General features: G+C 37.8%; 23 protein-coding genes and 1 other annotated feature. Of the genes, 14 read left to right on the top strand and 9 right to left on the bottom strand.

What is annotated here, in order from left to right; genetic code table 11:
- Positions 1-205: 205 nt before the first annotated feature.
- Together leuS and IEV09_RS05555 are read right to left on the bottom strand one after the other, a co-directional pair.
- Complete coding sequence (leuS, locus tag IEV09_RS05560) at positions 206-2,620, bottom strand: leucine--tRNA ligase (RefSeq protein WP_188367279.1); 2,415 nt, start codon at positions 2,618-2,620, stop codon at positions 206-208.
- Between the two features lie 58 nt (positions 2,621-2,678).
- Positions 2,679-2,886, bottom strand: a binding site (T-box leader).
- Positions 2,887-2,940: 54 nt separating this feature from the next.
- Complete coding sequence (locus IEV09_RS05555) at positions 2,941-5,019, bottom strand: muramidase family protein (protein WP_188367278.1); 2,079 nt, start codon at positions 5,017-5,019, stop codon at positions 2,941-2,943.
- Between the two features lie 252 nt (positions 5,020-5,271).
- On the opposite strand from IEV09_RS05555, the gene IEV09_RS05550 reads away from it, so the two are divergent.
- The 5 genes from IEV09_RS05550 to IEV09_RS05530 all read left to right on the top strand — a co-directional run bounded on the left by IEV09_RS05550 (position 5,272) and on the right by IEV09_RS05530 (position 9,038).
- Entirely contained in the window at positions 5,272-5,922 is a 651-nt protein-coding gene (locus IEV09_RS05550; protein WP_188367277.1) for a phosphatase PAP2 family protein, read from the top strand.
- Between the two features lie 18 nt (positions 5,923-5,940).
- Positions 5,941-6,906, top strand: coding sequence for a tRNA modification radical SAM protein MnmL/YtqA (mnmL, locus tag IEV09_RS05545; protein ID WP_188367276.1), 966 nt, complete (start codon positions 5,941-5,943; stop codon positions 6,904-6,906).
- Complete coding sequence (gene mnmM, locus IEV09_RS05540; RefSeq protein ID WP_188367275.1) at positions 6,900-7,463, top strand: tRNA 5-(aminomethyl)-2-thiouridylate-methyltransferase MnmM; 564 nt, start codon at positions 6,900-6,902, stop codon at positions 7,461-7,463. Before mnmL ends, mnmM begins: the two co-directional genes overlap by 7 nt.
- A 36-nt stretch (positions 7,464-7,499) precedes the next feature.
- Positions 7,500-8,276, top strand: coding sequence for an endonuclease/exonuclease/phosphatase family protein (locus IEV09_RS05535; RefSeq protein ID WP_188367274.1), 777 nt, complete (start codon positions 7,500-7,502; stop codon positions 8,274-8,276).
- A gap of 291 nt (positions 8,277-8,567) precedes the next feature.
- Positions 8,568-9,038, top strand: a complete 471-nt coding sequence (locus tag IEV09_RS05530) for an SRPBCC family protein (RefSeq protein ID WP_188367273.1) — start codon at positions 8,568-8,570, stop codon at positions 9,036-9,038.
- Positions 9,039-9,086: 48 nt separating this feature from the next.
- On the opposite strand, the gene IEV09_RS05525 is transcribed toward IEV09_RS05530, so the two are convergent.
- From IEV09_RS05525 to IEV09_RS05515, 3 genes are all read right to left on the bottom strand, one after another.
- On the bottom strand, positions 9,087-9,371 hold the full coding sequence (locus tag IEV09_RS05525) for a hypothetical protein (protein ID WP_188367272.1): 285 nt from the start codon (positions 9,369-9,371) through the stop codon (positions 9,087-9,089).
- A gap of 388 nt (positions 9,372-9,759) precedes the next feature.
- Entirely contained in the window at positions 9,760-12,219 is a 2,460-nt protein-coding gene (locus tag IEV09_RS05520; protein ID WP_188367271.1) for a heavy metal translocating P-type ATPase, read from the bottom strand.
- 27 nt (positions 12,220-12,246) lie between these two features.
- A complete protein-coding gene (locus tag IEV09_RS05515; protein ID WP_188367270.1) occupies positions 12,247-12,450 on the bottom strand; it encodes a heavy-metal-associated domain-containing protein in 204 nt (67 codons plus the stop codon).
- Positions 12,451-13,238: 788 nt separating this feature from the next.
- Here IEV09_RS05515 and IEV09_RS05510 point away from each other — a divergent pair.
- The 5 genes from IEV09_RS05510 (at position 13,239) to IEV09_RS12845 (ending at position 17,358) form a co-directional block, all read left to right on the top strand.
- Positions 13,239-13,670 (top strand): hypothetical protein, encoded by a 432-nt coding sequence (locus IEV09_RS05510; protein ID WP_188367269.1) that lies wholly within the window; start codon positions 13,239-13,241, stop codon positions 13,668-13,670.
- Between the two features lie 96 nt (positions 13,671-13,766).
- A complete protein-coding gene (locus IEV09_RS05505) occupies positions 13,767-14,744 on the top strand; it encodes an ABC transporter permease (protein ID WP_188367268.1) in 978 nt (325 codons plus the stop codon).
- Positions 14,731-15,990, top strand: a complete 1,260-nt coding sequence (locus IEV09_RS05500) for a hypothetical protein (protein ID WP_188367267.1) — start codon at positions 14,731-14,733, stop codon at positions 15,988-15,990. The genes IEV09_RS05505 and IEV09_RS05500 overlap by 14 nt, the downstream gene beginning before the upstream one ends.
- Entirely contained in the window at positions 15,983-16,648 is a 666-nt protein-coding gene (locus tag IEV09_RS05495; protein WP_188367266.1) for an ABC transporter ATP-binding protein, read from the top strand. Before IEV09_RS05500 ends, IEV09_RS05495 begins: the two co-directional genes overlap by 8 nt.
- A gap of 491 nt (positions 16,649-17,139) precedes the next feature.
- Positions 17,140-17,358, top strand: a complete 219-nt coding sequence (locus tag IEV09_RS12845; protein WP_373281475.1) for a hypothetical protein — start codon at positions 17,140-17,142, stop codon at positions 17,356-17,358.
- Between the two features lie 158 nt (positions 17,359-17,516).
- On the opposite strand, the gene IEV09_RS05485 is transcribed toward IEV09_RS12845, so the two are convergent.
- Entirely contained in the window at positions 17,517-18,422 is a 906-nt protein-coding gene (locus IEV09_RS05485; RefSeq protein WP_188367264.1) for a helix-turn-helix domain-containing protein, read from the bottom strand.
- A 388-nt stretch (positions 18,423-18,810) separates the two neighbouring features.
- Between IEV09_RS05485 and IEV09_RS05480 the strand changes: the two genes are divergently transcribed.
- From IEV09_RS05480 to IEV09_RS05465, 4 genes are all read left to right on the top strand, one after another.
- Positions 18,811-19,110 (top strand): hypothetical protein, encoded by a 300-nt coding sequence (locus IEV09_RS05480; protein WP_188367263.1) that lies wholly within the window; start codon positions 18,811-18,813, stop codon positions 19,108-19,110.
- A 112-nt stretch (positions 19,111-19,222) separates the two neighbouring features.
- Positions 19,223-19,918: an ABC transporter ATP-binding protein gene (locus IEV09_RS05475; protein WP_188367262.1), complete on the top strand. Its 696-nt coding sequence runs from the start codon at positions 19,223-19,225 to the stop codon at positions 19,916-19,918.
- Complete coding sequence (locus IEV09_RS05470) at positions 19,918-21,054, top strand: ABC-2 transporter permease family protein (RefSeq protein ID WP_188367261.1); 1,137 nt, start codon at positions 19,918-19,920, stop codon at positions 21,052-21,054. The genes IEV09_RS05475 and IEV09_RS05470 overlap by 1 nt, the downstream gene beginning before the upstream one ends.
- 4 nt (positions 21,055-21,058) lie before the next feature.
- Complete coding sequence (locus IEV09_RS05465; RefSeq protein ID WP_188367260.1) at positions 21,059-22,183, top strand: hypothetical protein; 1,125 nt, start codon at positions 21,059-21,061, stop codon at positions 22,181-22,183.
- A gap of 267 nt (positions 22,184-22,450) precedes the next feature.
- Here the strand turns inward: IEV09_RS05465 and IEV09_RS05460 are convergent, their stop codons facing one another.
- Genes IEV09_RS05460 through IEV09_RS05450 form a run of 3 tightly spaced genes read right to left on the bottom strand, consistent with a single transcriptional unit; the run spans position 22,451 to position 26,281 of the window.
- Positions 22,451-23,308: a formylglycine-generating enzyme family protein gene (locus IEV09_RS05460; protein ID WP_188367259.1), complete on the bottom strand. Its 858-nt coding sequence runs from the start codon at positions 23,306-23,308 to the stop codon at positions 22,451-22,453.
- Positions 23,301-24,809, bottom strand: a complete 1,509-nt coding sequence (locus IEV09_RS05455; RefSeq protein WP_188367258.1) for a sulfatase family protein — start codon at positions 24,807-24,809, stop codon at positions 23,301-23,303. The genes IEV09_RS05460 and IEV09_RS05455 overlap by 8 nt, the downstream gene beginning before the upstream one ends.
- The gene (locus IEV09_RS05450) at positions 24,806-26,281 is read right to left on the bottom strand and encodes an arylsulfatase (protein ID WP_188367257.1); all 1,476 of its coding nucleotides are present in this window, start codon (positions 26,279-26,281) and stop codon (positions 24,806-24,808) included. The genes IEV09_RS05455 and IEV09_RS05450 overlap by 4 nt, the downstream gene beginning before the upstream one ends.
- Positions 26,282-26,581 lie beyond the last annotated feature (300 nt).

The raw sequence follows: 26,581 nt of genomic DNA, 5'->3' as shown, positions 1-26,581 counted from the left end.
AAACGACATAAATAAGCAAGGAATCTTTTAAACAGATTCCTTGCTTATTACTCACCCCTAATCGCTTCATTTATAGCCTCTTAATTGAAACGGCATAAAAAAAGCAATGACTCGGTAATAAGCTGAAATCTTTTCGAAAGGAAAGAACCCTTTCGAAAGATTTCTTACTTATTACTCGTCATTGAACGCTTTTTATTATAGCCTCTTAATTCGCTACGATATTTACTAGTTTTTTCGGTACGGCGATGACTTTACGGATTGTTTTGCCTTCTAGTTGTGCTTGAATGTCTGCGTCAGCTGTTGCTAATGCTTCGAGTTCTTCACGTGTTGCTTCAACTGGTACCATCATTTTCGCACGTACTTTTCCGTTGATTTGAATCACAATTTCGACTTCGTCTTCGACTAGTGCTGCTTCGTCGTATGTTGGCCAAGGAACATAAGTTAAGCTTTCTTCGTGTCCTAAAATTGCCCATAGCTCTTCACCGATATGTGGTGTAATTGGTGCTAACATTTGGACAAATCCTTCTAAGTATTCAAACGGTAATGCATCGACTTTGTAGGCTTCATTTACAAAAACCATTAATTGAGAAATGGCTGTATTAAAGCGTAGTGCAGCATAATCTTCTGTTATTTTCTTAACCGTTTGGTGGTAAACTTTTGTTAATTTACCATCGTTAATCGTTGTGACACGATCACGCATTTTTCCATTTTCATCAACAATTAAACGCCATACGCGGTCAAGGAATTTACGCGCACCTTCTAGGCCATTTTCATTCCAAGCAATGGCTGCGTCTAATGGTCCCATGAACATTTCATAAAGTCTTAGTGTATCTGCACCATATTTCTCAACGACATCGTCTGGGTTAACGACGTTGCCACGTGATTTCGACATTTTCTCGTTATTTTCACCAAGAATCATCCCTTGGTTATAAAGTTTTTGGAAAGGCTCGCTTGTTGGAACCACACCGATATCGTACAAGAATTTATGCCAGAAACGTGCATACAATAGGTGTAATACTGCGTGTTCTGCCCCACCGATATAAATATCAACTGGCAACCAACGCTCTAATTTTTCGTAATTCGCAATTTCATTTTTGTTATGTGGATCGATAAAGCGTAGGAAGTACCATGAGCTTCCTGCCCATTGTGGCATCGTATTGGTTTCACGACGACCTTTCATTCCTGTTTCTGGATCAACGACATTCACCCACTCTGTGATATTCGCTAGTGGTGATTCGCCTGTTCCACTTGGATGGATGTCATCCGTAATTGGTAGACGTAATGGCAGTTCTTCCACAGGAATGGTTGTTGTTGTGCCATCTTCCCAATGAATCACTGGGATTGGTTCACCCCAATAGCGTTGGCGTGAGAACAACCAGTCACGTAGACGGTAGCTAACTTCTTTTTTACCAATACCATTTTCTTCTAACCACTCATTCATTGTTTGGATGGCTGTTTCTTTATCCATACCATTTAAGAAATCAGAGTTGATATGTGCGCCGTCGCCCACATAAGGTGCTTCTTCAATGTTACCACCTTCAAGCACTGGAATAATCTCAATACCGAATGTTTTGGCAAAATCGTAGTCACGTTCGTCGTGTGCTGGAACAGCCATAATCGCACCTGTTCCATAAGAAGCCAGTACGTAATCTGAAATCCAGATTGGCACTTCTTTCCCATTAACTGGATTAATCGCGTAAGCACCGGTGAAGACACCTGTTTTTTCTTTAACTAATTCTGTACGTGTTAAGTCCGATTTTTTACTTGCTTCGACAATGTATGCTTCAATTGCTTCTTTTTGTTCAGGTGTCGTAATTTTTTGAACCAAATCAAGTTCTGGTGCAAGGACACAATAAGTCGCACCGAACAACGTATCAGGACGTGTAGTAAAGACCGTAAAGTCTGCATCATGATTCGCTACTTTAAACGTCACATTTGCACCGTATGAACGGCCAATCCAGTTGCGTTGCATTTCTTTAATGCTTTCTGGCCAATCTAGATCATCTAAATCATCTAATAAACGATCAGCGTACTCTGTGATTTTTAGCATCCATTGGCGCATCGGTTTACGAATAACTTCGTGCTCACCACGTTCACTTTTTCCATCAATCACTTCTTCATTCGAAATAACTGTTCCTAAAGCCGGTACCCAGTTAACGGCAACTTCTGCTTCATAAGCTAAGCCTTTTTCGTATAATTTAGTGAAAATCCATTGCGTCCATTTGTAATATTCTGGATCCGTTGTATTGATTTCACGATTCCAATCGTAACTAAAACCTAATGAATTGATTTGACGACGGAATGTTTCAATATTTTTTTTCGTGAATTCTGCAGGATCATTTCCAGTATCCAATGCATATTGTTCTGCCGGTAAACCAAACGCATCCCATCCCATTGGGTGCAAAACATTATATCCTTGACTACGTTTCATACGAGATAAAATATCTGTCGCCGTATATCCTTCTGGATGCCCTACGTGTAGCCCTTGACCTGAAGGGTAAGGGAACATGTCTAGCGCATAAAATTTTGGTTTGTCTGAGCTGTCAGTCGTATTAAAGCTGTTATGCTTCGCCCAATACTTCTGCCATTTTTTTTCAATTTCTTTGTGATTGTAGTTCACGATAACATTCTCCTCTTCAAAATAATAAAAAAAGCCCTATAAAGAACAGATTTGCTCTTTATAGGACGTTAAAGACGTGGTACCACCTAAATTTACTAGTAAAAACTAGCCTCAACGTGTTAACGGTCGTCACCGTATCCAATCTACTGGCATTCAATCGGATATTCACTCAAAGGCGAGTTCAAAAGATTCTATGTACATTTCCACCAACCATGTACTCTCTAAATCAGAAGGGCTTTCTACTATTCCTTTTCAAATGTGTTTAATATTTGAACTTACGTGTATACTAGCAAATTTTACTGGTCTTTTCAATCCTTTTGTTAAACTTTTAATGTTTGACCAACATAAATCGTATCGGACTTCAAATTATTAGTCGCTTTTAATTGTTGGACGGACAGGCCATAACGTTCCGATAAAGCCCATAAACTATCCCCACTCACAACTTTATGTGATCGACCGTTTGATGGTGCTGCGGGTTTATTTGATGCTTGATTGCCTGTATTATTGTTGCTCGTTGCTGATTTTTTGACAATCAATTTTTGACCTGGGTGAATTAAATCACCTTTGATGTTATTTAAACTACGTAATTGATCCATTGAAATCCCATGATTGTTGGCAATTAACCAAACCGAATCACCCGATTTCACCGTGTACGTTTGGTTACCCGTTGATGGTGTTTGAGTTGAACCACCTGTTGATGGCGGTGTTGGTTTCACTTGATTCGTTGGTGGCGTTGGGTTCGTTGTCCCACCGGTACCTTGTTTAACAATCAGTTTTTGACCTGGGTGAATTAAATCACCTTTTAGACCATTCCAACTACGTAATTGATCCATTGAAATTCCATGATTATTGGCAATTAACCAAACCGAATCACCCGATTTCACCGTGTACGTTTGATTACCCGTTGATGGTGTTTGAGTCGAACCACCTGTTGATGGCGGTGTTGGTTTCACTTGGTTTGTTGGTGGCGTCGGCTTAGACTCCGAAACGCTTCCTTGTTTAACAATTAGTTTTTGACCTGGGTGAATTAGATCACCTTTTAGATTATTCCAACTACGTAATTGATCCATCGTAATCCCATGATTATTGGCGATTAACCAAACCGAATCACCCGATTTTACGGTATACGTTTGATTGCTCGTCGAAGGTTTCTGCCCCGTTCCCGTATTCGTTGGTGGATTTGGATCTGGTTTTGGTGGTGTTGGCGTTAATTCATCGGTTGCAGTCTTTTTAACAATTAATTTTTGACCTGGATAAATTAAATCACCCTTCAAGTTATTCCAACTGCGTAATTGAGCGACGGTAATCCCATGATTTTGGGCAATTAACGAAAGATAGTCGCCTGATTTCACGGTATAGGTTGCTGCTCCCGTATTATTTCCCGGTGTACTTGGTGTTTCCGGTTGTCCAGGTACATTCGGTGTTGATGGCTTTCCGGTTGCCGATGTATCAAAACGAGTTAATTGATAAGATTCAATCACATTGTTTAATTTTGAAGCGTAACTTGGATCGGTTGCATAACGACCCGTTAACCATGCAGTGGCATCACGGTAGCTTGTTGTGTTGCTCTTCCAAGCACCTGAGTAATAATAGACCCCTGGTTGCAACGAAACATTTCTTAACGTGTAGGCATTATCTGCAAACGACTCCGCAAAGGATGGGTATTTACGGAAAGGTTCATTTTTCGTCACCCATTGGCCGTTTAAATACTCCAAAGTACTCATGTAAACCGTTTGTCCTTGATAACTCCCTTTAATCCCAAACAAGTTATAGTTCGGTGCTTGTGATAACGTACTGCCACCCCAACCGCTTTCAATAATTGCCTGAGCAATCATGACTGAAGCGTATAAATCATTGGCATTCGCTACTGGAACTGCATACTGGGAAACCGTTGATATAAACGTTTGTGGGTCCATTGCAGACATACGTGAACGTGCCGCAGCAGGAGCCGCAAACGGTGCTTGAATATCGACTGGTGCTTTGATTTCTGGTTCTGCAATCTCTGGTTCCGTGATTTCCGGTTCAACAACGACTGGTTCTGTTGGTACGACTGCTGGTTGTTCCAAAATATCTTCAATGACTTCCGATGATTCTGGTGTGACTTCTACTTCTATTTCAGTTTCAGTTGTAATTTCTTCGATTGATCCGTCTGTTTCTTCCACAACTGTTGTTGCTTCCGTAGACGTTTGATTTGACGTGTCGATTGAATGTGCTGTTGCTTCCTCCACAGCGATATCTGTTTCATCCGCCAGCACTGTTACCATTGGTGATAGTGGCGCAACTGCTGAAATTGTCGTGATTGTTGTTCCTAAAACAGCCGCACTTTTTTTCATATTGCGATAAAAAGTCCGTTGTTCTTCAACTTTTCGACGCTCTTTACGTGACAAAGACTCTCCCATTACCTTACCTCCGATATAAAATTAAAAAAACTTCTAAATCTAGTATACCTGTTCCTTTTTCTTAAGAAAAGTTTAACCGCCATTTTTTTTGAATTGTAATCTTGCTGTAACACGTTGTACATCTTATTTACATTCGCAAATCCTCTTGCGAAATTAGCTAGCTACGGTATACTAAAAAAGATTTCACTATACTGAATAATCGACTGTAAAACGCTTTTATTTTATAGTCCATCATTCGAAAGGACCTTTTATATGAAAAATAAACTTTATTATCAATTTGCTGGTAGCTGTTTTTTACTGATTTTAACGGTGTTAGGCTATTTCGTTAAGTCCTTTCCAAAAGTCCTCCAACCATTCGATCAATGGGTGACTGGATTGGTTTACAACGCAAATGACACCCTCACTCCTTTCTTTCTTTGGATTACCCAATTTGCCAATCCACTGACAATTATTATCTTATTTCTCGCTATTTTATTTGTCTTACTTTTTGGTAAACAATATGCGGAAGCGATTTGGTTGAGTCTCAGCGTGATTGGGATTAGTGGTGTAATCAATCCACTTTTGAAATTGGCATTTGGACGGGAGCGTCCAGCTTTAGAACATTTGGTTTCGGAACACAGTCTGAGTTTCCCTAGTGGGCACGCAACGGCTAGTATGATTTTATACGGCTCATTGATTTTCTTATTACCCCTTTTTATCGAAAATAAAACATTACGTCTCGGATTGCAAATTTTACTTGGTCTTGTGATTTTCACAATTGGGTTAAGTCGTATTTACTTAGGTGTTCACTATCCAACAGATATTATCGGTGGTTACTCACTTGCGCTCGGTTGGTTATTATGGTCTTTCCCTATCTATCAAGAGAAACGATTCATTTGGCGTTTCCAAAGCAAACAAAACTAAGAAAGAAGCTGAAAAAACATGTCTTTTATTTATACCGAAGATCCGAACAAACGCTACCACTCTTGGAATTACGCGTTAAGACAAGTCTTTGGCGATAAAATTTTTAAACTGCCCATTGATGGTGGATTTGATTGTCCGAACCGTGACGGAACGGTTGCTCATGGTGGTTGTACGTTTTGTAGTGTTTCTGGTTCCGGCGATATGATTGTCGCACCAGAAGATCCGATTCCGGTTCAATTTCATAAAGAAATCGATCGCATGCATCGCAAGTGGCCGGACGTTGAACAATACATCGTTTATTTCCAAAACTTTACCAATACTCACGCCCCACTTTCGGTGATTAAAGAACGCTTTGAGCAAGTCGTTAACTTACCAGGTGTTGTTGGTTTATCGATCGGCACACGACCGGATTGCTTGCCGGATGACGTCGTTGATTACTTGGCTGAACTCAATCAGCGCTTGTATTTATGGGTCGAACTTGGCTTACAAACGACTTTTGAATCAACGAGTAAAACGATTAATCGAGCCCATGATTATCAAACGTACGTCGATGGTGTCGCAAAATTACGCAAACACAACATTCGTGTTTGTACCCATTTAATCAATGGCTTACCGGGTGAAACGAAAGAAATGATGGAAGAAAATGTGCGTCGAACGATTCTCGATTCTGATATTCAAGGAATAAAAATACACCTGCTTCATTTAATGAAAAACACCCGGATGTTGCGTGACTACCATGAAGGTCGTTTGCAGTTACTTTCGCAAACCGATTATACCGAAATTGTCTGTAATCAGCTTGAAATGATTCCACAAGAAGTGATTATCCATCGCTTAACGGGCGATGCACCACGTGATACGATCGTGGGTCCCATGTGGAGCTTGAAGAAATGGGAAGTCTTAAATGCGATTGACCAAGAACTTTTACGTCGAGATTCTTATCAAGGGAAATTCAACGTGCGCCATCAGGAGGTCCCCTCATGTTAAAAACCGCCTTACATTTTAGTCGACAACTGTTACAAGAAGTCTTGCAGCCCGGTGATACTGCGGTCGATGCAACGATGGGTAACGGTCATGATACGTTATTTATGGCTGAATGTGTCGGCAAGACGGGCTTTGTTTATGCTTTTGATATTCAAGCACAAGCAATTGAAAACACCAAAGCACGCTTAACCGATACGCCTTTTGAACAACGGGTGCAATTAATTTTTGACGGCCATCAAAATCTCGCACTTTATTTACCGAAAGAAACAACCATTAAAGCGGCAATTTTTAATTTAGGCTATTTACCAAAAAGTGATAAATCCGTGATTACCTTGCCCAATACAACAAAAAAAGCCCTCGATGCTTTACTGGAACGCTTAGCACCAAAAGGTCGAATTGTGCTTGTCGCTTATTACGGTCATGAAGGCGGCGAAGAAGAATTGCTCACCGTCCGCAATTACTGTGAACAACTGCCACAAGAAGCTTACAATGTTCTGAATTATCAATTCATTAATCAAAAGAATCAGCCACCAATATTATTTTGTATTGAAAAAAAATAACTAACGCTCTAGAAAGCTTGAAAGGGATTTTTGAAAATGACAGAATTACGTGTTGCAACGTACAATATTCGCATGGATGCTTTAGAAGATGGAAACTGGGGATGGAACGCGCGTAAAGAACATGTCCTTGCGCTCATTACTTATCACGATTGGGATTTATTCGGCGTACAAGAAGCCTTGCCGCATCAATTAATCGATTTAAAAACACTGACCGATTACGCTTTTATCGGAACAGCTCGTGAAGACGGCATCGACTCTGGTGAATACAATGGCGTGTTTTATAAAAAAGAGCGTTTTGAGTGCCTTGAAGAAAAAACGTTTTGGTTATCTGAAACACCTGATGTGCCAAGTATTCATCCAACTGCTGGGTGTCACCGCTTATGCGTCCTTGGGTTATTCGAAGATAAAAAGACTGGTCAGCGTTTTGTCTTTGGCGATACCCATTTAGATCACGTTTCAGAAGAAGCACGTGAACTAGGCGCTCAAGTGATTATTGAAAATGGCTTATCGAAATTCAAACAATATCCGACCATTTTAGTCGGTGATTTCAATGCTGAACCGACAGAACGCGCTTATCAATTATTAACAACGCAACTCAATGATAGCCGTTACGTTGACGGTGTTTTTGCTTACGGTCCACGCGGTACATTTAATGAATTCCGCTATGATTGCCCTTGGAGCGAACTCGTTGAAATTGACTTTATCTTTGTTTCAAAAGACGTTACCGTTAAAAAAATGGGTACATTAACCGACAGTGTTGATAATCAATTCCCGTCGGATCACTTCCCAGTCGAAGCGACGATCGTTATTTAATTCATTTAATCTCCTACACATGATTTTATCGTGAGTAGGAGTTTTTTTATATCCAAGGAAAGCATACGGTTGGAATCTCTAAAAAGTTGGATGGTTTGAAAATAGAAAGATTAAGACCTCCTAAGCTTCTATTCAGAGGTCATGGGACGATTGATTAGTGACGAGTAAAAAACAGAATCGTTAAAAGTAACCAACAACGCAGACTGAGTTATTTCCTAATCATGAAATTTGACGGTGAACGATTGAAAGTGTTACGCTTTGGAAAATTGAATGATAAAGGAGTCTATGACTATGAGTTGGGAAAGCGAAATGACGATTCACGCCAACATTGAAACGGTTTGGCAACTATTTACTGAGGAAAACATGCAACGTATTATGCCGCAAGTTGTTGCGCATAAACTGGTATCAACGGACCCTATTACTAGGACTAATATTTACGAAGAGACTTACGCCGAAGGAAAGCGCGAAGAAACGTACTTATTAACGGAAATCATCTTACTTGATACACCGACTGAAAAACATAAAAGCTTTGACTTTACCATCGCCAAAATGATTCACTCCATGGGTGAATTCCAACTCAAAAAAATAACTGATACGGAAACCTTATTTATTTATCGTGGGAAAAATGAAGGGGTGAATTTTTTAGGTAAAACGATGTTAAAAATCGGCTCACAAAAGAAAAATGATGAAGTTGTCGAAAACTTTGTCCAATTAGTAAAAAAAGAAGCCGAAAAGGACGAAATGAAAAAATCGAGCGAATAATGAATAAAACCATCCAAACCTTGAATCGGTTCGGATGGTTTTTACTTGTTATTTGTTTACTTTTTTCGTACGCCACCAAAGAAAAGCATTTAATAAAACTGTTATTAATAAGACACTACCCAAGACCGCTTGCATCGTCGGTACTGTATCAAATAAAGCATTCAAATCTTCTTCTAGGACCATCGCTTTAACAGCATAATACTGTAGCCAAATACCAAAGGCACAAGCGATCAAACTCAAGTTTGAGTAAATCGCCTCTTTTTGACGTTGAAACAATGCGATAACCGGTAGGATTAAACCAATCCCTAGACTGACAAAACTCAATATGAACATTATTAAATCCCCTCCTTTTTATACAAGTATTATACCCTAAATTAATGTCGTTTGAATAGAAATAGGTATTAAATTTAGCTGTTTTTTTAATATGTAACATTCATGCTACACAATACTTTCCCACAATAATGAAACATACTTTAGCAATAAAAAAGACCCTTTCTCTCGAATACTCTTGCTTTTTTACTCTTTTATTCTCTGCTTTCATTGTGAAAAGAACATCTAAAAATACCCATTCATTATCTGCCAAAGATCAATTAACTTGGTATCGGATTGAACGTTGTCAATGAATTAAATCGTTCTAAAAAATTAGACGTCTCACTATTGAATTACCTTAACAACAAACAAAAAAAGTGCCGTTCACAATGAATGAACGACACTTTTTGATTTAAATTTGTTTTGGTTTAAATCGTTTGAGACGTAAGGCATTTAGTACAACTGAAATCGAGCTGAAACTCATCGCTGCGCCTGCAAACATTGGACTTAATAATGGTCCACCAAATGCGTATAAAATACCCATTGCAACGGGTATACCTAAAACGTTATAGGCAAAGGCCCAGAATAAGTTTTCGCGAATGTTTTTAATCGTTGCACGACTTAATTCGATTGCTGTTGGTACATCATTTAAATCGCCACGCATTAAGACAACATCGGCTGATTCAATCGCTACGTCGGTTCCTGTTCCAATCGCAATACCGACATCGGCTTGGGCTAAAGCCGGTGCATCGTTAATCCCATCACCAACCATCGCGACTTTTTTGCCTTCGGATTGTAATTTTTTGACTTCTTTGGCTTTATCTTCTGGTAACACTTCACTGAATACACGGTCGATTCCAACTTGTTTGGCAATTGCTTGCGCTGTTTGGTGGTTATCTCCAGTAATCATTGCCACTTCTAAGCCCATCTTATGTAGACGTGCAATCGCTGCTTTACTGCTAGCTTTAACTGTATCGGCTACGGCTACAATTCCGACTAATTGATTTTCTAATACTAAGTACATCGGTGTTTTCCCATCCATCGCCAATTTTTGTGCATCGGATACTTCATTCGTTAATGGAATGTTGTTTTCAGTCATTAATTTTTGATTTCCAAATAACACTTTTTGACCGTCAACAAAGACTTCAATTCCGTGTCCTGGAATCGCGTTAAAATCTTTGCTCTCTGGTAAAACAAGATTTTTTTCTTTCGCTCGTTCAATAATCGCTTGTGCAAGCGGGTGTTCTGAACCGACTTCTGCTGCTGCAGCTAAAGTTAACAACCCTTCTTCTGTCATCCCTTGATACGTCAACATATCCGTTACAACTGGCTTACCTTCTGTGATTGTTCCAGTTTTGTCAAAAACAATCGTTTCGATTTTGTGTGTTGTTTCCAACGCATCACCACTCTTGATTAAGACGCCATTTTCAGCCCCTTTACCCGTACCAACCATAATCGCTGTTGGTGTTGCTAAACCTAGGGCACACGGACAAGCGATGACTAAAACGGAAATCGTAATCGTCAAAGCAAAAACCCAAGACTCTTGACCTAAGAAGAACCAAGCGACACCTGCTAAAATCGCTAAAACAATCACGATTGGAACAAAAATTCCCGAAACTTTATCCGCTAATTGCGCAATCGGTGCTTTTGAACCTTGTGCTTCTTCAACTAAATGAATAATTTGTGATAACGTCGTATCTTCGCCGACTTTTGTTGCTTCAAATTTAAATGAACCGGTTTTGTTGATACTTGCTCCAACCACATGATCTCCGATTTTTTTCTCCACCGGTAAACTTTCACCGGTTAACATCGACTCATCAATCGCTGAACTTCCTTCAACAATCGTTCCATCAACTGGGATTTTCTCACCTGGACGAACGACTAAAATATCGCCTGTTTGAACTTCTTCGATTGCAATTTCAACTTCCACTCCGTCACGCATGATATTGGCTGTTTTTGGTGCGAGACCCATTAATTTCTTAATCGCTTCCGACGTTTTCCCTTTGGATACCGATTCAAAGTATTTCCCTAATGTAATCAACGTTAAAATAACAGCAGCTGATTCATAATATAAGTTCATTGCCGCATGTGCATCACCTTGATAGACTAAAACCGTACTATAAATACTATATAAGAAAGCCGCACTCGTTCCTAAAGCAACCAGTGAATCCATATTCGGATGTCCTTTAAATAACGTACGGAATCCCACGATGAAAAAGCTACGACCAAAATACATCACTGGAATGGTTAATAATAATTGCAATGTCGCAAACGTTACGCTATTTTCCATTGGATTTAAAAAGGCTGGTGTTGGCAAGCCGACCATGTCACCCATTGCTAAGTAAAGTAAGGGCACCGTAAAAATCGCTGAACCGACAAAGCGCGTCCAAATATCTTTTAAATGCTTGGCTTTTTTATCGGCTTCTTCGGCCGTTGCTTCTTTACTTGAAGTAAAGATTTTCGCATCGTAACCCGCTTCTTTAACGGCTGTAATAATCTCACGGGCTTGCATCGCACCTGGATTGAATTGAACGACTAATTTTTCTGTCGCTAAATTGACTGCTGCATCCTTCACGCCTGATAAATGCTTCGCTGTTTTCTCAACCGTTTGCGCACAAGATGAACACGTCATGCCCTCAATGGCAAACGTCATTTCTTGCGTTGGCTGAACGACTTCGTAACCTGCTTGGTGAACTGCCTCGCTAATTTTTTGAACCGTTAATTCTTCTTCATTATATGAAACGGTTAATTTTTCTGTTGCTAAATTGACTGATGCTTCTTTCACACCCGCTAATTTTTGTACTGTTTTTTCAACCGTTTGGGCACAAGATGAACACGTCATCCCTACCACCGCAAAACTTTCCTTCTTCATTTAAACACTCTCCCCTATCTCTCTGACTTAAACTGCTGGATAGCCGGCAGTTGTAAATGCTGATTGTATCGTTTGTTCATTGACCGTTGTTTCATCAAATTGAACCTTGACTGTTTTAGTTGCCACATCGATCGCTAATTCATTGACACCTGCGACTTCACTCAATGCTTTACGAATATTACTCGCACAACCCTCACACTTCATGTTTGCTACTGTATATGTTTTTTCCATCATTCTTCACTCCTAATTTTTAATTTCGTTTACGAACGTAATCATTAATTCTTCTTTACTATAAACCTTTCGATTACACTTGTCAATAGATAGATTCCAAACCGTTAAAAAGAATAGAAAGAAGCTACTTCCGCTAAAGATGACATCGAGTATTTTTTAACAAAAAAATGATTGCATAGATAGTACACACTTGATTCCTTCATAGAAAGAAAGGGATATCTACCATGAAAAAAAAAAGAATTTCTTCGCGATTTTCGTTTTATTCTTTTTCTTAACTTCCTGTTCAACTGCAGGGAACACCACCGATATTTAGAACTGGAAAATAAAAGCGTCATAGACATCACCCTTACAGCAACCGTTACGACCAGCCAATCGCAATTGAAACTGGGATAGGGTTACTTTCAGCCGCTCAAATCCAAGCATCTAATCTCGACTCCAAACAAGTCCCTAATGTTTATTTCAATAAAATCGATGCTCATTTTACAATTACTGAAACAAAAAAGAAACAAGTGACCCAATACATGGTAGTTGAAAATTATACTCCAAAAGATCAGCGAGATTAAAAACATCCCATTTACGATTGTTGAATAATTTTATGATTTTCTACTTTTTATTTTTAAACATTAATCCTATAGCTTACTCTTATATTAAATAAGGCGAAAAAAACATGACATTAATGTCATGTTTTTTTCGCCTTATTTAATATAATATGTATCCAATCACTAATATTACTTTATAATGATGTGCATGTACTATTAGTGAGTATTAAAAAAGAAAGGGGGATAAGAATGCTTTTAAAGAAAAGTATTACAGGTTTCTTTTTAATGGGGGTATTTGTTATCGGAATACTTTCATTTCAGCCACAGATAACTAGAGCAAGTGAGTCGAGTGATACTATTAACTCTGTATTTTCTGGTGGTTGGATAGAAGGGGAAGGCGAATTTGGAAATAAGCCAGTCAGCCATAATTCTTTGAATATTTCCACAGCTTCAAACGATTTTTGGCATAATGGCGGTACTAAAGACAATACAACTGGTAATAAAACAGCTTATGCACAAACATTTTGGAGAAATGTTTATCATTATTCACGTGCACAATTAAAATTACGATTTATCGGAACAGTTAGAGTAGACTCTGGTAGACAATATGGTTACGAGCTTTCATATGCTGAAGCTTCTGGAGTTCCTGATTTAGTAGCATATAGTTATTGGGGAAGTTAATATTTCTAAAAAATCAGCTCTAAATAAAGAAGTATACCAGACTTAAATATCGGGTATACTTCTTTATCAATATTTTTAGAATTGAGGCGAATTTTATTGCGAAAAAAACTTTTTTTTGTGACAAACTTTATTTTTCTTATTGCAACGATTATCAATGCTTTTTCATTGTTTTATTTTTTCCATCAAAAAAATCTAGATTTTATTTCAAATAATTTCGTTTCAAAAGAATCTGTACGTTTAATGGTTAACAAGGATTTAGATTCCAAAATGTGGGGAGATTTATTAAGTAATCAAAAAGACATCCTCGTGGTTAAAACGCTAGAATCAAATTTTTACTCCAAAGCAATTTATACTAATTACAAGTGGGAGCTTCCTCTTATAAAAGGGAGAAACTTTATCCATACCGATTTTTTTGATGGAAAAAACCGAGCAATTATTGGCGCCGAATTACTTAAAGAAAACATGGTTGATCAGAGCATCCAGATTGAAGGAAAAGAATATGAAATTATCGGTATTTTAAATGGTGATTACTCAAAAAATTTATCTAGGATGGCCTTAGTTAATCTAAATTCCTTGACAAAAAATCAAACCTTGGGTGTTTATCAAATAAATTCAAATCAAACCACGATGAACATGTTGCAAGAGACACTCAACGATAATATCTCGGCTATCACTTACTCCGATGATTCCAAGGTGTATAATCCTAAAAACAAAAAAAACAATAACAATATCTTACGTTATTCATTTCAACTATTATGTTTATTTGGAATTGGAATCTGCCTATCTTTCTATCTCTCTTTATCAAAATCGACACAATATTTAAAACAAATGATAGGAATTCCTCAACAAATTGTTTTAGTAGAAGAATTGAAATATTTGTTACTTATTTGGTTTGTCGAAAGTATACTTACCTTTAGTATTCTCTATTTTCCGTTTAAAAAATTGATCTATGATTCCATTACAACATTTACTACTCAATTTTTCTTCTCGCAGCTAGTTATAGTCGGTAGTGCTACAGGTATTTTCATCTGGGTTTTCTTACGAAATTGGAGGGGTATTGATGAAATTAAGTGATGCTTTATTAGAAATTGTCGAAGCCTTTCAACGAAAAAAAAATTCCTTATTTCTTTATACATTATTTTTATTTTTTTCATTTGCACTCTTATCTATTTCTAATATCTTGTCTCAAGAATACACGAGTGAAATCGACAGAAAATCTTTAGAAGATACTGAAACATATAAATTAGTAGACTCTTTGATAGGAGAAACAGAAGAAATCTTTTTAAGGAACCTTCAGAGTACCAGATATCTTCACGGAATGTATCATGAATTATCAGAAAATCCTATCGGCAGCTATCAAGTGATGAACAGTCAAGGAGTTTGGCTTTTAGAACCTAACGACTTAGGAACTGAATTTATTGCTAACTACGAAAATATAGCTGATAAAATTGACACTCTCAAAAAAGAACAACTTATGTATAACTCTTTACAAGTAAACGAGAAAACATTATACCGTTTCAAACCAAGATTAATAGCTGGGAGAAGCTTTCAAAAAACAGACTATCAATACAAAAATAACATTCCGATTCTTTTAGGGAATGATTATTCTAAATTTTATTCTTTAGGCGATAAAATTCCACTATCTTATCTTTTCAAGAACTTCGAAGGAGAAGTTATCGGTTTTATTGAACAAGGGGAACGCTTGACGTTTGATGAAAATACCGATTATCTATTAGATACTTATATTATTTTACCATTTATTGAAAGTATTCCTCAACAAATGAATGAAGAGGACTTTCTGTTTTTTCAAAGGCATTTATTAAATGGCATTAATGGGTACTATCAAGTTGCGAATTCATTATCACAAGAAAAGCTCTATATGATTGTCAATGAAATGGCCGATACTTATCAAGTTGGGACTATTCAATTGATAGGAAATTCTCCCTTTCATATCTCATCTGCTCTTTTTACGATTTCTAAAAATCGTAAAATTTTAAATATAGTTGTCTATTTTTCAATCATGCTATTAATGACAATGACTGTGGTTTTCTCTTATTTAGAGCTACATCGTGATAAAAAAAATTATCAACTACATTTATTATTTGGTGCAACAAACAAAGATTTAAGAAATTACTTTTTAATAGAAAAGTTAGTAATTTTATCTATTGTTTTCTTCCTAAATTTAGGTATCGTTCACTACTTGGGTAAAATTACATTTACCTTTCTATTTACTTTACTAGGTGTATCTTTCAGTCTTTTCTTAATTTTCTTTTTAACATCTACAATCACTTTAAAGAAATGGAGAATGATAAATGATTAGTGTAAAAAATCTTTCACTCACTATACAAGACGGTCGCAACAACAAAGAGTTATTTCAGAATCTCAATCTCTGTTTAAATGCTGGTCAAAAAATTGCAATTATGGGGAAAAGTGGCAGTGGAAAAACAACTTTATTAAAAGCCCTTTCCGGATTAATCAAGACTGACAAAGGAACGATCCTTTTCGAAGGAAATGATTTAAGAAATATGACTGCGAATGAATTAAGTTTACACCGTCTCAAGAATATTGGTTTTATTTTTCAAGACAACCCGATGATTGCCAGTAAAAATATTTTAGATAATATAGCATTGCCCTTAAAATACCTCAGACTAGAAAAAAAAATGATAGAAAATAAGGTACATCATTTAGCTGAAAAGCTGGCTATTCAGGATTTGTTATTAGAGAAACCCACTTTTTTATCCGGTGGGGAGAGACAACGAGCTGGAATTGCTCGTGCTTTGATTACTGAGCCAAAACTTATTTTAGCTGATGAACCTACAGGATCCTTAGATTTTGAAACGGAGGCAATTGTCTTAGATATTTTTCAAAAAATTAAATTGATAGATACTAGTTTTGTAATGGTCACACACGATCCAGCTGTCGCTAATATTTGCGATAACGTTTATACTTTAAATGACAAACAATTACATATACACTAAACAGATATTAGATTCTAATATACATCTCTGGTTGTATCACGAATTATGTGTAATTGGGAAATCCACTCCACTATTTAAATTAAAATATCGAGTCTGATGTAGACTGAACTTCTTTTAATCCTTTGTAAATCCGATACAAAAGTTTTTGATTGATGGTGGAAGGTCACAAAATGTTAATATGGCAGTATCCAAGAGCAGTTTGACTATCCTTGGATACTGCTTTTTCTATTTATATACATTAGTTTTTAGATGAAAACTAATGTAAGTTGGTAATAATAACACGGATATAAATACATACGACCTCTAGTTATCCTTACGGATAGTGTACTATCACTACCATCGAATACTGCACAGAAACCCAAAATAGCCTGTCAGTTAAAAATTGGTGATCAGACTTTCATATTTATAACGAGGCTAACCAATATAATTTAATGAGTATTTAGGCAAAAGTCAATCATTATGATTAACTATAGTTATATAAGACATATTTTATTGTTTGCGGGAAAATAGGTATGTGTCGAGGAATCGATGGTCTTGCGAGTGTTATATCTGATACTTGTAATTTAGATCTATTTGATGATGCTCTCTTTTTATTTGCAGTAGAAAAACGGATCGTTTTCAAGTTTTATATTGGGATTAAAATGTTTTTAGGATACTTTGTATTGAACAATTACCTAATTGGGATTTCTTTAGAATACCTGATTTATTAGAAAATTATTTTCCTTGGACAAATCAAATTCACTTAGCGTACAAACAAATAACGACACAGCTTCAATAATTAGATTAGCATCCTGATTATTGGCTCCGTACTCTTATTATGTCCCCGTATTTTAACTACCGGCTGATAAATAACTTTTTTCACTAGCATTCATAAGCGTTTTAAATCTTTTTCCATTTCTAATAATATGTGATCGTGCGCGATATTATCGCCTAGCAACCTCGCTGTTTTAGCAGCAATCCTATACATTTCTTTCGCTTTTTTTATATCACCCATATGAAACAATAGGTACTTTCCTTCCATCATTTGTAAGATGGGCTTCTTTTGAAATTCTTGATTCTCCTCAGAAATCGTCTTGGAAATATCTAGCAATTGTTTGTACGTTTCATAGTCTTTTAGTTTAGATAAAAAGTGCAATGCAAAAATATGAACCCTGATTGCAAGGTATGCATTCGAATCATTCGAATTGTTCGAGTTATTGATTATTTTTTGTAATACCTCATTAGTCGTACTCGTCAACTTATAAGAGGTGCTTTTTCCATATGTGTACAAGAGATATAGGTAAATCAGTAGAAAATCAAGTTCTCGTAGTTCTTTTTTTAATAACATTTGTGGAAAATATTCTTTTAGCAATCCTGATTCAAATTGAATGTTATTAAAAACTAAAATGTCTGTAGTTGCTCTCAAAATATCAATAGTCAATTGTTCTTCTTCACTAATGCGATCATAAAATTTATCGTACATTTGATCAAACAATAGGTTAACCCTCTCTATTCGCGTCGGATCTTTGTACATCGTTTGCTTCATGATTTTATTTTTTAATAAGAGGTATTCTTTTGGTACTGTGATATACGATTCATCAATGAGGTAGCTTAAGGAGAGATTTAACTTGTTTGCTAGAAAGGTGAGTCTCGTTAAAGTTGGCAGTGACGCCCCTGATTCTATCCTAGCTAGCTGTCGAATGGTGATGTTCGATTCGTCTTCACAAACCATTTCGCGCGTTAATTTTTGATTTTCTCTGGCTAATCGTATCTTTCTTCCTAAATTTGATTTCATTTTAGTTGCCTCCCTTTCAACTACTTCTCTGTGTATTTTTTAGAGCCATACTTTGATTACTCTATTCAACTTATTCTATCACAATCAAGTCTTGTATTCCTATATTTTTATCCATTATGCATTAAAATATATATTAAAAATTCTATACACCAAAGAAACTCTTCAATTATTGTTTCATTACTCCATTTTTTAATTTCTAGATTATAATCAATAAATAAAAAAATAGGAGTGACAAAAATGAACTATATTGTAGATTTTTTAGTAAATTTCCCTTGGTATGCTAGGTAAGTAAACTATATCCAACGATATTTTTATAGACCTTAAATATTGTTGTGGTTTAATATCGCAATTTAAATATTAAATATATCATACGAGGAAGGTAATAATTATGAAAAAAATTGTAATTTCATCTCTACTTGCATTAAGTTTTATCCCCATTGGCATCACTAGTAATATTAAAGTTTCTGCCGATCAAACACCAACACCCCGAATTAAAATTGCTGTCGTTGAAGATTACTTTACTGTAACTCAATACAAAGATGGTTCATATTCTCCAAAACGTGATAAAACAACTCGAGACTTACGTTACAACACTAACTTCCAGCATACTGGCTATAATAATATCAGTCAAACATCCTCGGGCACTTCAACGATATGGAGACGACAAAACACTTATAATGTTTGGTAATAAAAACTGGCTTCGTTATACGAAGTCAGTTTTTATCTTTTCATTACGATAAAAGATTGATATATTTAACAATAAGTAAAAAAACAACATCAGCGATTTTAGGGAGGTACATATGTTAGAAATATCGAATTTAACGGTCCGTTATAAAAAACAGCAAGTATTGAATCACTTAACGCTCCAATTGAACGAAGGCGAAGTCTTAGGATTAATTGCGCCGAATGGTTCTGGGAAGACTACTTTTCTCAACAGTATCGTCGGATTAGTTCCTCGAGAATCGGGTTCTTTCGTGTTGAATGATTCGATTGCTTATGAAAAACAGCGAGAGGCCTATTTAAAAGAAGTCTTTTTCCTTGAAAGTTCTCAAAACTTGTACCCTGATTTAACGGTTCAACAACACTTAGAGATGGTTAAAGACCTTTGGCAATCCGATTTATCGGTCACCGACACATTAACTATTTTCCATATCGACCGTTTTGAACATAAGAAAGTACGACAACTGTCATTAGGGATGAAACAACAATTACTGCTTTCTTTATATTATATCAGCGATGCCCGAGTGCTCTTGTTTGATGAGCCTTTAAATGGTTTGGACCCTACGAATATTCAACTTTTCAATTCATTGATTCAATCATTCGTCAAACGTGGCAAAACGATGATGATGTCCTCTCATAATTTAGGGAACATTGCTGAATTATGTACGAAAGTGGCTTTTTTACATGAGGGGCAATTGCACGAAACAAATAGTGTCACCGAAAATCTCCAAGAGCAATACAATCAACTCTTCAACGCTGCGGAGGTATTTTTTTAATGAAATATGAATTTTTGAAACTGAATCGTTGGCTTGTGCTCATCCTAATCACTTTTTTTATTGGGATTGGTACTTTACCATTGCTACAAAATAAGACCAATCAAACGAATAGCGACAACCAAAAAGAGCACTATTATCAAGAAAACTATGACTTATTACAAAGCGCCGTTCATTCGATGAAAGCCACAGAGGCACCGGATGATTTGATTGTAGCCAGTGAGAAAGAATTGGCTGCTTATCAAGAAGGGTTAAGCGGCATTGCTCAAAAAAATAAGCAAAAGCAGATAAAAGCGGAATCAGACATTGCGAAGATTCAACTTGAAAAAGCCAAAAACGGCAATTTACTCGGTGCAACCATTCCTGAATTGGAACTAAGAGTTAAGGAACTTGCGTTTTTTGAACATTCAGAGATTCAATGGGTTGATCCCTTTTTTACAGCCGTTCTACCTGCGAGTCATTTTTTACTGAATACTTTTTTACAACTATCCTATCCTCTCTTACTAAGTATGGGTGCGTTATTGATTGCTTTGATTTGTAGTTATGAACACCGCAAGGACACGGTCAACTTTATGCGTAGCACACCTCAAAAACAAAGCAACATCATGTGGAAAAAAATCGGTGTCATGATGGTCGCACTTTCAGGATTTCTAATCACGGGGACGTTGGGAATTTTTCTAATTTCTGCACTGAAAGGTGGAATTGGAAGTTTTAATTATCCTATTTTCTATTTAGATTCGAAGCAGCTCATTCATCAAACAACGATCGGTCATTATTTATTGCTCCTGCTTTTTAGTACGCTACTCTTTTTCTTTTTACTAACACTAATCGGTTATTTACTGCAAAATATTTTCAAACAATTCCTTTTCAATTTTTTATTTTTACTACTCTGCATTTTCCCGCTAGCATTAGGTGGCATGAGTGACTTTATTCCTGTCTCAATTGCTAAATGGTTACCTACAAACTATTGGGATTTCCCTCGATTGATTTTAGGAAATAACCCTTGGGATGCCGCGACAATTACTTTCGAAAAGGGGATTTTCTTAATGCTCTTTAGTATCGGACTCGTCTTTATGTTCAATCGCGTCGTTATGAAGCGAACGGAAGTATATCAAAATCAGCCAGCGATAAGTAGGTGAGCGTATGAAATGGGAAATAGAAAAACTACGAAGTAAAAAAATAAACGCTCTACCACCGCTGTTATTTTTGCTACTGCTGCTAATTCCTTGCGCGATGCAATTAACGCTCTCACAAAATAGCCGAGAGGAGCAAAGAGCGCTTAATATTGAAGCGACCCGAGTAGCGAACGAACAAGAAATCGAGCGACTCCATCAAAATAACGGCAATCAAAACAGAATCGAAACACTAGAAGAGAAATCGGTACTCTATACGCAACAACTTGACGCTATAGAACAATATAATAATCGAAATCAGTTACAGGCAGAAAGTCGAATCGCGAAAATCGATTACGAGGAGATGTTCGCCTCGAAGCAAAGCGGACCCTCTGTTGATGAGCAAAAAATTCTAGTAGCAAAACTTGATTACTTTATCGAAAACGACATGACAATCTTTGATCCCCTTCATTCACAGCAACTGCCATTGGTTAATTATCTCCTCTATTTCAGTCAGATGATTCCTTTTGTCGCTGTTTGGGGAATCGCACTTCTCTTTCTAAGTAAATTTTTTACGGATGAGTCTACCGATAAAACCATTGCGTGGAATTGGCTTGTTCCAAGGAATCCCTTTAACATTTTGCAACAAAAAAGTTTGATTTATGGGCTGTGGATACAGCTTAGCCTCTTATTACCACTAGGCGCTGTTTCGGGTGCGATTGGGATTTGGAATGGATGGGGTGACCGTCAGTATCCTTTATTTTTTATCGATCAGCAACAAAACGTTGCAATGAAATTGGCCGGTCAATACTTGTTGCAACTGCTCTTCGGAACATTTCTTTTAATGATTTTTTTAACTTCGCTGTGTGCCTTGATCGCAGCGATTTGTCACAACTATCCACTGACGCTTGGAATCGCCTTTGGTTTCTCGTTGCTTAGCACTTGGCTTTCGAATGATAGGCTTGCAGCTAGTGGGTTCTATCCTGGAAATTTCTTTCAAATGCCGAAATTCATCGCAGTAAATCAAACGACTACGATTTATCAGATGTATATTGCTTTAGTTCTCTTCAGTTTCATCTTCTTTCTCTTACTGAAAATAGTGACGCAACAAAAAGAAAAAGGCAGAGGAAGAGGCTTCTTCCGAATTTCTCCATAAACAAACAGAGCGAAAAGGACATGCCTGCATGTTCTCTTTGCTCTGTTTGTTGTAAATGATTATTCAAAAACGAGAAATAGCCCCTCGATTTAGCCAAGATTTGACTCACCTCAAACGCCAAACAATATATGAAAGCAACATACCTGTGATAAATCCGGCAATACCAGCAATTAGAGAGTGTTTGATTTTAAAAATTGGCAGACTTCTTTTTTTAATCATTCAAAACCCCCGATTCTTTTCATCTCAGCGAAAAGAATCGGGGGTTTTTCAGATTGTTCGTGCGCATCGAAAACCCATATTATTGCTTGCTGACATCCCGGTATTGCCATTTCTAGCAGTAATCCGATAACGATTGCAATAGGAATCGTGGCATAAGAAAGAGCCGCCTTTAATGGCATACGGTTGGTCATCAATCGTTTGCAACTTATTCCAAAACTCGTTGCCTTGAAGCTGATTAAAGGCACTGAGTGGGATGCCTCTTGGATTGACGCACCATTCCCAAACATTCCCGACGACTTGATACAAGCCGTAACCATTTGGTTCAAATGTTTTAACCGGCGCGGTGTTACTGTAGCCATCTGCTAACGTGTTTTCAACTGGAAAATTTCCTTGCCAAATATTGCATTGGTATTGTCCATCGGCTAAAAATTCCTCGCCCCACGGGTAACACTCATAGTCCGTGCCGCCTTTTGCTGCGACTTCCCATTCGGCTTCTGTCGGTAATCGTAAGCCTGCCCATTGGCAATAGGCAATCGCGTCATTTCGTGAGACATGCACAACTGGGTGATCCAAGCGTTCCGCGATGTTCGATCCCGGTCCTTCAGGATGACGCCAGTTCGCGCCATGCACGCCTTTCCACCATTTTAAATTGGGGACGGTTTGTTTGTATTGTTCGTCTAACTCTTGGATGAAATAGTCAAAAACAAACGACCAACCAAACCTTTCGGATTCGGTGACGTAGTTTGTCGCTGCAACAAATGCCGAGAATTCTTCGTTCGTCACCGGGGTTGCTCCCATTTCAAAAGCCTCGAGCGTCACTTGGACTTGTGGGCCTTCTAAATCACCCGAAAAACCCACCCCATCATTCGTTCCAATCGTGTATTGACCTGCGGGAATTTTAATCATTTGCTCGCCCTGCTTTCTTCATGCGTAAGGCATCGTATTCAAAAATTAAATTGTCATTGTGCTCAACCATCCACTCACGTAAGGCATGACGCATGTCTAAGAGCACTTCGCTGTAAGTTGCTTGATCGACTTTGTTATCCAGTTCATACGGGTCACTCGCTAAATCGTACAACTCATCGATATCGCCACAGTTAAAGACATACTTCCAATCGCCTTTACGAATCATGCGTTGCGAGAATAATATACTACCGATTCCTGAACACTCCGTCACAACGGTCTCGGGCCAATCAACGGCTTGGTTTTCTGCCAGTGGTCGAAACGATTGTCCATCGCGATCACGTAGTGTTTTTTCGACCCCTGCGTAATCTAAAATCGTCGAATAAATGTCACACGTGTTAATAAATTGGCTAACTTGTTGCGAATTGGTTTGGTTCGCCGCTTTTAAGAAAAGTGGAATACTATTGGTTTCCTCATACATGAAAATCGCTTTGTCACACAAACCGCCATGAATCCCCAATGATTCTCCGTGATCGGCACTAAAAATAATAATCGTATTGTCGTATAGGTCGTTGGCTTTTAAATAGGTAATCAGACGCCCAATTTGCGCATCGATATGGGTAATACCGGCCAAATAATGCTTCACAACCGGTTCGATTTCTTGCCAGGACGTAAAGTCACCGCGTTTAACATCATGAATACGTGGTTTATCGGAAGCTATTTCACGGAAATTCTCCCATGGTTGCAACTCGACGTCATCATATAACGCTAAATATTCTTCTGGTACAAAATATGGCTCATGCGGTCCCCAGAAATTTAATTGGAAATACCAAGGCTTGTCTTCTTTTTGGAAATCATCAATCACCGTCATCGTTCGATCGACTAAATAATGTTCAATCGTCGAATCCGCCCCTGTCGTAACCACGCCGGCTTGATGTTGTTGATAGAAGTCTTTAATAATATTTTCGATTTTGAAGTCCTTGCCTTGTTCCTTTAGAGCATTTTGGAATTGCGGATAATAGTGACCGCCAAAACCATGACCTAAAAAGTCATCGCCCACATAGCCACGAGTCGTTGGTTTGGCATCGTTTTGTAATTGATATTCCGGAAATTCAATGCCTCCCATAAACTTTTGAATATAGGCGTCCTTTCGAACATTATCCGCACCTGAACCTAAATGCCACTTCCCGGTAAATCCGGCTTGATAACCGTATTCGGTCAAACGACGGCTCAATAATTCTGGTGTGTCTGGCAATTCTTGCACCATGTTACCGTAGTTATATGAATTGGTAATCATCCCATGATGCATCGGATAGAGTCCTGTTTGAATCGATGCGCGCGCCGGTGTACAAATCGGACAACTGGCATAGGCTTGTTCAAACACGGTCGATTCTTCGGCTAACTGATCGATATTGGGCGTAAAACACGGAATATCGCCATAAGCCGTTAACGTATCTTTCCGGTGTTGGTCGGTTAAAATAAATAAAATATTGGGTTGCGTCATGCGTTGTTTCCTCCTTGAATACGCGCTTTAAGAAAATCTAGCGATACTTTCGTATGATTTAATTTCACGAGTTGTCCGTCTTTGACAAAGCCTTCTTCGCGATGAATTAATTTTCCGATTAAAATCTGACGCAGTTGTTGCGCCCTCTCTGGAACTTCGGTTAAGCAATCATGGCGTTCATCAGGATCATTTTTCAAATCAAAGAGTTGCTCTTTTCCTTGGATTGGAAACCAGATGTATTTCCATTCTTTGGTTAAAATATATTGATTCGATTCCCAGCCAAAGCTATGCTCCCCATGAAGAAATTCACGTGTGCAAAAATCAGGATTTGTTAATGTTTCTCTTAAAGACACCCCATCGACATTTTCAAGTGTTTGACCGGTTGCCACATCAACGAGCGTTGGTAAGACATCGCGCAATTCCACAATTTCTTCAATTTGACGAATCGAACCGTTCAAACAATTTCCTGGATCATAGATTAAAAACGGGACGTGGATACTACTTTGGTAAGGTAACGCTTTACGGAAATAATGATGATCACCGAGTTGGTCACCATGATCGGATAAGAAAACAATCACCGTATTATTGGCTAATTCATGTTCACCGAGCGCCATTAAAAAGCGCCCGATTTGATGATCAATGTGTGTCACGAGTCCATAGTAAGCCGCACGCATGCGATCGAGCTCATGCTTTTTCAATTGCCCTTTAAAAGCCATAACCGATGCTCGTTCATTCGTCCCAATCTCACTGGCCCATTCACCAATTGTTATTTCAGGAAATTCCGCCAGCAAATCTTTATACATGTCGTAATAAAAAGGGGGTGGATTCAGTGGTGAATGCGGTCGAACAAAGGAAAGATTTAAGAAAAATGGCGCTGTCGGATCACGGCGTTCTAAAAATTCAATCCCTTTCGTCACTACCCAGTTCGTTGGATGTAAAGCTTCTTCTTCCATAAAAGGACGCGCTACCCACGAATTACAATCCAAGCCATCATCGATAATATCAGCTGCCACACCTTTTTTCTCTTTTAACCAACGCAAATAATCATCACTACCTGTATATTGGGTTAAATGTTTTTTATTTTGGTTCCGATTGGCATGTAAATAGCCATCGTGCAATTCAACATGATCAAAACCAATTCGGTTACGCTCGGGATAAACATGCATTTTCCCAATGACTTGGGTTTGATAGCCCGCTTCTTTAAAGGTGCTACCGAGCGTTTGTTCATAATCCCAATACACACCATCTTCATAACCAACACGTCCATGATTTTCTTGCGACAAGCCCGTCATCAGTGCCGCTCTAGCAGGAATACAACTCGGGACAGCCGCATAGGCATTTTGGAAATTATGCCCATTTTCTGCCATCATATCTAAATTCGGGGTTGAAATAATCGGATTACCATTGGCGCCCATCGCATCAAAACGCATTTGATCGACGACCATTAGAATAATATTCGGTTGTTTCGTCATTTGTTTCACTCCTAACGATTGTTGATTTTAGCTTAACATCCGATAAAAGCCCTTTCAATGGAATATCTTAGCTTTTCAGATGCAAAAAAATCAAATCGAGCGCGTTTAGGATGATTCCCCCAGCATTGACAGCCAAAAGAGACGTAAAAAAAGCCGAGAACCGCTTCTGTTGTGGAGCATTAGACAAATTCCTTATTGTTTCTCATCGCTTTTTTTATTTACCACGATTCCTAAAACGAATAAAGTGATAGGAAAGATGTAAAGTCCCCACGAGAAGGCACTAGAATTGATGCTAAATAA

Source organism: Enterococcus alcedinis (assembly GCF_014635985.1).
Taxonomy (GTDB): Bacteria; Bacillota; Bacilli; order Lactobacillales; family Enterococcaceae; genus Enterococcus_I; species Enterococcus_I alcedinis.
This window is presented reverse-complemented; position numbering and strand designations above follow the sequence as displayed.

Bases quoted from the DNA above. Each gene is read 5' to 3' on its own strand.
- IEV09_RS05555 (WP_188367278.1), bottom strand. From the start codon at position 5,019: ATGGGAGAGTCTTTGTCACGTAAAGAGCGTCGAAAAGTTGAAGAACAA.
- IEV09_RS05550 (WP_188367277.1), top strand. From the start codon at position 5,272: ATGAAAAATAAACTTTATTATCAATTTGCTGGTAGCTGTTTTTTACTG.
- mnmL (WP_188367276.1), top strand. From the start codon at position 5,941: ATGTCTTTTATTTATACCGAAGATCCGAACAAACGCTACCACTCTTGG.
- mnmM (WP_188367275.1), top strand. From the start codon at position 6,900: ATGTTAAAAACCGCCTTACATTTTAGTCGACAACTGTTACAAGAAGTC.
- IEV09_RS05535 (WP_188367274.1), top strand. From the start codon at position 7,500: ATGACAGAATTACGTGTTGCAACGTACAATATTCGCATGGATGCTTTA.
- IEV09_RS05530 (WP_188367273.1), top strand. From the start codon at position 8,568: ATGAGTTGGGAAAGCGAAATGACGATTCACGCCAACATTGAAACGGTT.
- IEV09_RS05525 (WP_188367272.1), bottom strand. From the start codon at position 9,371: ATGTTCATATTGAGTTTTGTCAGTCTAGGGATTGGTTTAATCCTACCG.
- IEV09_RS05520 (WP_188367271.1), bottom strand. From the start codon at position 12,219: ATGAAGAAGGAAAGTTTTGCGGTGGTAGGGATGACGTGTTCATCTTGT.
- IEV09_RS05515 (WP_188367270.1), bottom strand. From the start codon at position 12,450: ATGGAAAAAACATATACAGTAGCAAACATGAAGTGTGAGGGTTGTGCG.
- IEV09_RS05510 (WP_188367269.1), top strand. From the start codon at position 13,239: ATGCTTTTAAAGAAAAGTATTACAGGTTTCTTTTTAATGGGGGTATTT.
- IEV09_RS05500 (WP_188367267.1), top strand. From the start codon at position 14,731: ATGAAATTAAGTGATGCTTTATTAGAAATTGTCGAAGCCTTTCAACGA.
- IEV09_RS05495 (WP_188367266.1), top strand. From the start codon at position 15,983: ATGATTAGTGTAAAAAATCTTTCACTCACTATACAAGACGGTCGCAAC.
- IEV09_RS05485 (WP_188367264.1), bottom strand. From the start codon at position 18,422: ATGAAATCAAATTTAGGAAGAAAGATACGATTAGCCAGAGAAAATCAA.
- IEV09_RS05480 (WP_188367263.1), top strand. From the start codon at position 18,811: ATGAAAAAAATTGTAATTTCATCTCTACTTGCATTAAGTTTTATCCCC.
- IEV09_RS05475 (WP_188367262.1), top strand. From the start codon at position 19,223: ATGTTAGAAATATCGAATTTAACGGTCCGTTATAAAAAACAGCAAGTA.
- IEV09_RS05470 (WP_188367261.1), top strand. From the start codon at position 19,918: ATGAAATATGAATTTTTGAAACTGAATCGTTGGCTTGTGCTCATCCTA.
- IEV09_RS05465 (WP_188367260.1), top strand. From the start codon at position 21,059: ATGAAATGGGAAATAGAAAAACTACGAAGTAAAAAAATAAACGCTCTA.
- IEV09_RS05460 (WP_188367259.1), bottom strand. From the start codon at position 23,308: ATGATTAAAATTCCCGCAGGTCAATACACGATTGGAACGAATGATGGG.
- IEV09_RS05455 (WP_188367258.1), bottom strand. From the start codon at position 24,809: ATGACGCAACCCAATATTTTATTTATTTTAACCGACCAACACCGGAAA.
- IEV09_RS05450 (WP_188367257.1), bottom strand. From the start codon at position 26,281: ATGACGAAACAACCGAATATTATTCTAATGGTCGTCGATCAAATGCGT.